8 protein-coding genes and 1 pseudogene are annotated in these 5,846 nt (G+C 70.6%); 4 read left to right on the top strand and 5 right to left on the bottom strand.

The features are described 5' to 3' along the window. The first annotated feature begins 94 nt into the window (after positions 1-94). Positions 95-1,387: a hypothetical protein gene (locus G6021_RS03300; RefSeq protein WP_182640656.1), complete on the top strand. Its 1,293-nt coding sequence runs from the start codon at positions 95-97 to the stop codon at positions 1,385-1,387. A gap of 40 nt (positions 1,388-1,427) precedes the next feature. On the opposite strand, the gene G6021_RS03295 is transcribed toward G6021_RS03300, so the two are convergent. Further along, positions 1,428-1,859 (bottom strand): hypothetical protein, encoded by a 432-nt coding sequence (locus tag G6021_RS03295; RefSeq protein WP_338404193.1) that lies wholly within the window; start codon positions 1,857-1,859, stop codon positions 1,428-1,430. A gap of 392 nt (positions 1,860-2,251) precedes the next feature. Between G6021_RS03295 and G6021_RS03290 the strand changes: the two genes are divergently transcribed. Next, the gene (locus G6021_RS03290; RefSeq protein WP_179524794.1) at positions 2,252-2,500 is read left to right on the top strand and encodes a WhiB family transcriptional regulator; all 249 of its coding nucleotides are present in this window, start codon (positions 2,252-2,254) and stop codon (positions 2,498-2,500) included. Positions 2,501-2,655: 155 nt separating this feature from the next. On the opposite strand, the gene G6021_RS03285 is transcribed toward G6021_RS03290, so the two are convergent. The 3 genes from G6021_RS03285 to G6021_RS03275 form a co-directional block, all read right to left on the bottom strand. Further along, the gene (locus tag G6021_RS03285; protein ID WP_017836613.1) at positions 2,656-2,871 is read right to left on the bottom strand and encodes a biotin/lipoyl-binding carrier protein; all 216 of its coding nucleotides are present in this window, start codon (positions 2,869-2,871) and stop codon (positions 2,656-2,658) included. A gap of 252 nt (positions 2,872-3,123) precedes the next feature. Continuing rightward, entirely contained in the window at positions 3,124-3,453 is a 330-nt protein-coding gene (locus G6021_RS03280; RefSeq protein ID WP_179524793.1) for a zf-HC2 domain-containing protein, read from the bottom strand. Continuing rightward, positions 3,450-4,127 (bottom strand): sigma-70 family RNA polymerase sigma factor, encoded by a 678-nt coding sequence (locus G6021_RS03275; RefSeq protein WP_179524792.1) that lies wholly within the window; start codon positions 4,125-4,127, stop codon positions 3,450-3,452. Before G6021_RS03275 ends, G6021_RS03280 begins: the two co-directional genes overlap by 4 nt. A 105-nt stretch (positions 4,128-4,232) precedes the next feature. Here G6021_RS03275 and G6021_RS03270 point away from each other — a divergent pair, with 105 nt between their 5' ends. Further along, a complete protein-coding gene (locus G6021_RS03270; protein WP_182610187.1) occupies positions 4,233-4,769 on the top strand; it encodes a YbaK/EbsC family protein in 537 nt (178 codons plus the stop codon). Between the two features lie 7 nt (positions 4,770-4,776). On the opposite strand, the gene G6021_RS03265 is transcribed toward G6021_RS03270, so the two are convergent. Then, the gene (locus G6021_RS03265; RefSeq protein ID WP_182610188.1) at positions 4,777-5,571 is read right to left on the bottom strand and encodes an SOS response-associated peptidase; all 795 of its coding nucleotides are present in this window, start codon (positions 5,569-5,571) and stop codon (positions 4,777-4,779) included. Between the two features lie 41 nt (positions 5,572-5,612). Between G6021_RS03265 and G6021_RS03260 the strand changes: the two are divergent. Next, positions 5,613-5,846 (top strand): annotated as a pseudogene (locus tag G6021_RS03260) (3-phosphoshikimate 1-carboxyvinyltransferase); the annotation flags it as partial.

Below are 5,846 nucleotides of genomic sequence, written 5' to 3'. Positions count from 1 at the left end.
GCGCCCCGCGGCGTCGGCGTCGGCGGCGGCGCCCCTCGTCTTCGTCCGACTCCACCGGTCGGGACTGACCCGACCCCCACCCCCTGGAAGGCACGTGCGCACACTCAGGAGCGGGTCCGGACGCCGTCTGCCGTTCGTCGACGTCCCCCCCGAACGCCGGACGCGACGAGATCTGGTCACCGCCGCGGTGATCGCCGTCGTCATGGTGCTGGCGGCGGTCGCCGTGCTGCTGTCCGGGAGCGCGACCGGGTCTGAGCTGCGTGCCGCGGACGCGGAGCAGCCCGAGTACGGCCCGGCCACCGATCCCCCCACGTCGCTCCAACCGCTCTGGATGCACGGCTCCGCCGGGACCGGCCCCCCGCTCACCACCAAGGGCAACCTCGTCACCGTCTCCCCGGACGGGGTGCTGGTCGGCCGGGACGCGGGTTCCGGGGAGGAGAGCTGGTCCTACACGCACGCGGGGCGGTTCTGTGCCGGAGCGTTCTACGCCGATCGACTCGTCGCCGCGTTCGACGGCGCCTCCGGGTGCAGTGACGTGACGTCCCTCGACCCGACCCGCCAGGAGTACGCGAGCACCAGACAGAGTGTGTATCCGGACTCGATGGAACTCACCGGCTCGTGGAAGCACGTCCTGGCGTTCAGCCCGGACCGCCTCGAGATCTGGCGCGACGACCTGGTCCGGACGGTCGAGTACGGGGCCGTGGAGGCTCCGCAGGAGGCCGGGATGCAACCCCGCACCGGGTGCACCCTCGTGACCGCGGATCTCACCGACGAGCGCTTCGCCGTGACGGAGCGCTGCCCCGGCGAGGACTCCGTCAGGCTGACGATCTCGAAGACCGTCCCCGAGGACAATCGCGCCCCCGAGGAGATCGCCTCGGACCCGACCGGTGCCGACGGTCTGTGGATCATCGAGGTGACCGAGCAGGGGGTCCTGGCGCTCCGGAACCAGGGCCCCGACTGGACCGTCGAGTGGTTCACCTCCCCCACCGAACACTCGACCGTGCTCGCTCTGGAGGGTGAGCCGGCCGTGCCGCCCTCGCACGAGTCCGTCTCGGGCGACAGCGCTCAGGTGAGATGGTTCGACGGACGTTCCACGCACGCCTTCGACGGGCCGTCCGGGAGATACTCGTGGACCCTGGGCGGGTCGACGGGCCCCGGACTGACCGGGGGCTGGTCCGCCGACCCCGCGGCCCATTCGACGGGCGAGTGGGTGCTGGTGCCGGTCGCCGACGGGCTCGCGCTCCTGGACCACGACACCGGGCGCGAGGTCCGTCGCCTGGCCGGGCAGGCGGCACCGGGACCGGGCGTGACGGGGCTCGCCCAGATCGGCGACATCCTGTACGAACGCCACGCGGGAGAGATCCGCGCGTACAAGCTCGTCGCCTGACCCCCCGGGGTGGATACGGGAGCCGTGCGGGTCGGCAGGGTCAGACGGCGTACCACTCGATCGCGTCCCTGCGGAACAGCGACACCAGCGCGACAGCGCAGACCACGGCGAGGATCAGACCGGCGAGGTACTGGTCCGATCCCACCCCCACGTACCAGGCCACGAACAGCAACAACAACTCCGCGATCACCACGAGTCCACGGCCCCACCGTCGACCCCGCAACAGGCCCACACCGGCCGCGAGAAGGCCGCCCCCGAGGATCGCGAACCACACCGCGGTGCCGTAGCCACTGATGACGACGGTCTCCTCGCGATGGCCTCCGGCCGCCCGGATGGCGAGGGCCACGGCCACCCCGACGCCGATGAGGCCCTGCGCGGAGGAGATCCACCCGGCCAGGCGCACGGGCGTGGGGATCGCGGTGCGGGGATCGAGGCGATCCGGCGGGGGGCGGTGGTCGTCAGGTCGGCTCACGTTCACCTCCACAGGGTATGTCGCGGTGACGGCCGGGCCCGCACCACCCTTGCGGACTGGACTCCGATTAACCCATTACAGCCTCTGGCGTGCGATTTCGGTTCGATTTGACAACCGGGGTGACCTTTGCCACATCGCGGCGGGAGAGGGTTGACTTGTCATGGAATCGTGGCACCATCATTCGTAACAGCGCAGACGCACATTGTTTGCCTTGCCTTAACCGGGAGCTGCTCCTCACGGAGCGAGCCCTCGGAACGGGTACACCCCCACCACATCACCGGATGTGACACAGCGCGTACGTCCGCGTGCCGATCCTCGCAGATCGGCGCGTCGGCGGCGTCTTCCCGTGTCCGGTTGACCCGATAACGGTCTCGTAACCGTAAGGAGTTCCCATGGACTGGCGCCACAAGGCCATCTGCCGCGACGAGGATCCCGAGCTGTTCTTCCCCGTCGGCAATTCCGGACCCGCCCTCGCGCAGATCGCCGAGGCGAAGATCGTCTGTAACCGTTGCCCCGTCACCTCCGAGTGCCTGGCCTGGGCCCTCGAGTCCGGCCAGGACGCGGGCGTCTGGGGCGGCATGAGCGAGGACGAGCGTCGCGCGCTCAAGCGTCGCCGCGCCCGCACCCGCACCGCGGTCTGATCACCGCCACCTGATCACCGCATTCTGGTGACCGCGATCCCACGGTACGCGGTCCGGTCGGCGACCTGAACGGACGCCCGACCCCACGAGAACGACGAAGGCCGGTTCCCCTCCCGCGTGGGAGGGGAACCGGCCTTCGTCGTGACGGTCGATCGTCAGCCGATGACGGCGATGAGGTCTCCGGCCTGGATGACGTCGCCGGGGGCGACGGCCACCTCGGTGACGGTGCCGGCCGTCTCGCACAACACCGGGATCTCCATCTTCATGGACTCGAGGAGCACGATCGTGTCCCCCTCGGCGACCTCGGTGCCGACGGCTGCGACGACCTCCATGACATTCGCGACCATCTCGGCACGGACCTGTTCAGTCATTCGGATGTTCCTCTGCTTTCCTCACGCGGCGGCCCCCGGACTCCTCAATGCAACCACACGGGGGTTCTCATGGGAGACTTGTACACCGACGAAAGGAGGCGACCATGGGCAAGCGTGGCCGCAAGAGGCGGGATCGCCGCAAGAAGAACGCCAACCACGGCAAGCGTCCGAACAGCTGAGTCCGGACCATCAGAACCGAGCGAGGGGCGGACACCGTGTCGGTGTCCGCCCCTCGCCTCGTCTCCGGTGAGGTCAGTGCGGGTCCCGCCGGTGGACGGTCGTGGTCCGGTGCACCACCGTCGTCCCGTCGGAATCGGTCGTGGTGACCGTGGTGCGTCGGATCTCCACCATGAGTCGTTCCCTCAACCCCGACGGCGCCTTCTCGCAACACGAGCGGGACAACTTGGCCTTGAGCCGCCGCTCCGAGAGGAAGAGTTCACGGCAGGGCGGACACCCGGCGAGGTGATGCTCGAGCCTCGAACGACAGGCGTCGTCGCACTCGAGGTCCACCAGCAGGGACAGGTCGCGCCGGGCGGCCTCACAGTCGATCTGGTCGAGCCGCGGGTCGTGTTCCCTCGTCACTTCGCGCCCTCCGTCCTGTCACGACCGAAGCCACGCTCGGTCGCCACGTCCCGGAGCAGCTCGCGGAGCTGCTTGCGTCCTCGGTGGAGGCGTGACATCACGGTCCCCAACGGGGTGTCCATGATCTCGGCGATCTCCTTGTACGGCAGGTCCTGGACGTCCGCGTAGTACACGGCCATCCGGAACTCCTCGGGGAGCTGGGCGAGCGCGGACCGGATCTCGTCGTCCGGCAGCAGTTCCATCGCCTCGACCTCCGCCGAGCGCAGGCCGGTGGAGGTGTGCTCCGCCGCCGCCGCCAGCTGCCAGTCCGTGATCTCCTCGGTCGGATACTGGGCGGGTTGGCGCTGCCGCTTGCGGTAGTGGTTGATGTACGCGTTGGTGAGGATGCGGTGCATCCAGGCCCGGAAGTTGGTCCCGGGCTTGAAGGAGTGGAAACCCGCGTACGCCTTCGCGTACGCCTCCTGCACCAGGTCCTCCGCATCGGCCGGGTTGCGGGTCATCCGCAGCGCGGCACCGTACAACTGATCGAGGAGCGGCATGGCCAACTCCTCGAACTGTTCGGCGCGTTGGTCGGACTCGTCGGGCTGCAACTCGGTCGGCAACCGGTACTCCTCACCTGTCGATGACCCGGAGTCTATCCGCACGCCGGGGGCGTCGAGGACCGCGGTCCGCATCGCACCCTCCTCTCCCGATCCCGGGGACAGTCCCGGGTACCTGCTCTCCTCAACGCCGTCCACGGTCACGCTATTCCGGCCGGTGCCGTCACTAGGCTGGGCAGGATGAGCCGTAAGCGCACGGGACACGGGAAGTCCGACTCGGCGGCGACCCCCGCCATCGCCGCACTCCGGTCCGCCGGGGTCGACCACGAGGTGCACACCTACGACGCGGGAAACGGCGCGTTCGGCGACGAGGCCGCCCGCGTCATGGGCGAGCGACTCGGGATCGACGCCGCCAGGGTGTTCAAGACCCTGGTGCTCGCCACCGCCCGCCCCCCGGCGGGCACCCGGATCCCGCTGGCTGTCGCGGTCCTGCCGGTCACGGCGATGCTCGACCTCAAGGCGGCGGCCGCCGCGCTGTCCTCCGGGAAGGCCTCGCTCGCCCCCGTCGACGTCGCGGAGAAGGCCACCGGGTACGTGGTCGGCGGAGTGTCCCCCCTCGGGCAGAAGAGGTCGCTGGCGACCGTGGTCGACAGCTCCGCGTGGGATCACCCCACGATCCTGTGCAGCGCCGGCCGTCGGGGGTGGGAGATCGAACTGGCACCCGCGGACCTCGTCGGCCTCACGGGAGCCACGGCGGCGTCGATCGCCGCCCGGTGACGCCGTGCTAGAAGAGCATCCCGGCGGACGGGTCCACCGGCCGGACCAGTTCCGGGCCCTCGTTCCTGACGTTGGAGACCGCGCGTGAGACCGGCCTGATCTCCACCGAGTCGGCCCACTGCCCCAGGTCGCCGCCCGCGCCGTCGACCAGGGCCCTCGGGTCACCGATCACGGAGGGGTCGAGCCAGTCGGAGACCACGGACGGGTGCACCACGAGCGGCATGCGGTCGTGGACGCGGCGCAGCGGTCCGAGCGCCTCGGTGGTGAGGATCGTGCACGACAACTGCGTGACGGTCTGGTCGCCGGGGTCACGCCGGGCCTCCCACAGCCCCGCCATGAGCAGCCCCTCGTCGCCGGGCAGGCTCATGTGGAACGGCTGCTTGGGGCCCGCCCTGCCGCCGGGCGTCGCCGGCTCCCCCGGGACCCACTCGTACCAGCCGTCCATCGGGACCACGCAGTGGCGCCGCGCGACGGCGGTACGGAAGGAGGGCTTCTCGAACGCCGTCTCGACCCGCGCGTTGAACAGGGTGGGCAGCCTGCCCGGGTCCCTGGCCCAGGACGGCACCAGGCCCCAGCGCATGGCACGCAGGATCCGTCGGGGGCCGGCGGGATCGTCGAGGCGTTCGCGCGGGGCGTCCAGGACGAGGGCGGGGACGGTGGTGGTGGGCGCGATGTTGAACCTCGGGGAGACCGGGCCCCGGTCGGGCCACAACCCCGGTGGCGGCGAGGACGCCTCGTCGACGGCATCGAGCTCCACGGCGAGTCGCGCCGGATCCGAGGAGAGGGAGAACCGTCCACACATGCGGTCCATCCTCCCACCCGGACCGGGCGGGATCGGGGTCGATGCGCGACAATGACCAGGTGAGTCATTGGAACGCCCCCGTCGCCGGCACTCCCGTGGAGGCCGTCGTCCCCGTACCCGGGTCCAAGTCGCTGACCAACCGCGCCCTGGTCCTGGCCGCGCTGGCCGACGCCCCCGCCCGGCTGAGCGGGACGTTGCGCAGCCGGGACACCGACCTGATGATCGGGGCGCTCACCGCGCTCGGCACCCGGATCGAGGGCCCCACGGGGCCGCCC

This window comes from Dietzia sp. CW19, from assembly GCF_014145265.1.
GTDB classification, from domain to species: Bacteria; Actinomycetota; Actinomycetes; order Mycobacteriales; family Mycobacteriaceae; genus Dietzia; species Dietzia natronolimnaea.
Note: the sequence above shows the minus strand (reverse complement) of the source record. Positions and strands in the feature narration are given on the sequence as shown.

Coding starts and splice junctions, on each gene's coding strand:
- G6021_RS03270 (WP_182610187.1), top strand. CDS start 4,233: ATGAGCCGTAAGCGCACGGGACACGGGAAGTCCGACTCGGCGGCGACC.
- G6021_RS03275 (WP_179524792.1), bottom strand. CDS start 4,127: ATGCGGACCGCGGTCCTCGACGCCCCCGGCGTGCGGATAGACTCCGGG.
- G6021_RS03290 (WP_179524794.1), top strand. CDS start 2,252: ATGGACTGGCGCCACAAGGCCATCTGCCGCGACGAGGATCCCGAGCTG.
- G6021_RS03285 (WP_017836613.1), bottom strand. CDS start 2,871: ATGACTGAACAGGTCCGTGCCGAGATGGTCGCGAATGTCATGGAGGTC.
- G6021_RS03265 (WP_182610188.1), bottom strand. CDS start 5,571: ATGTGTGGACGGTTCTCCCTCTCCTCGGATCCGGCGCGACTCGCCGTG.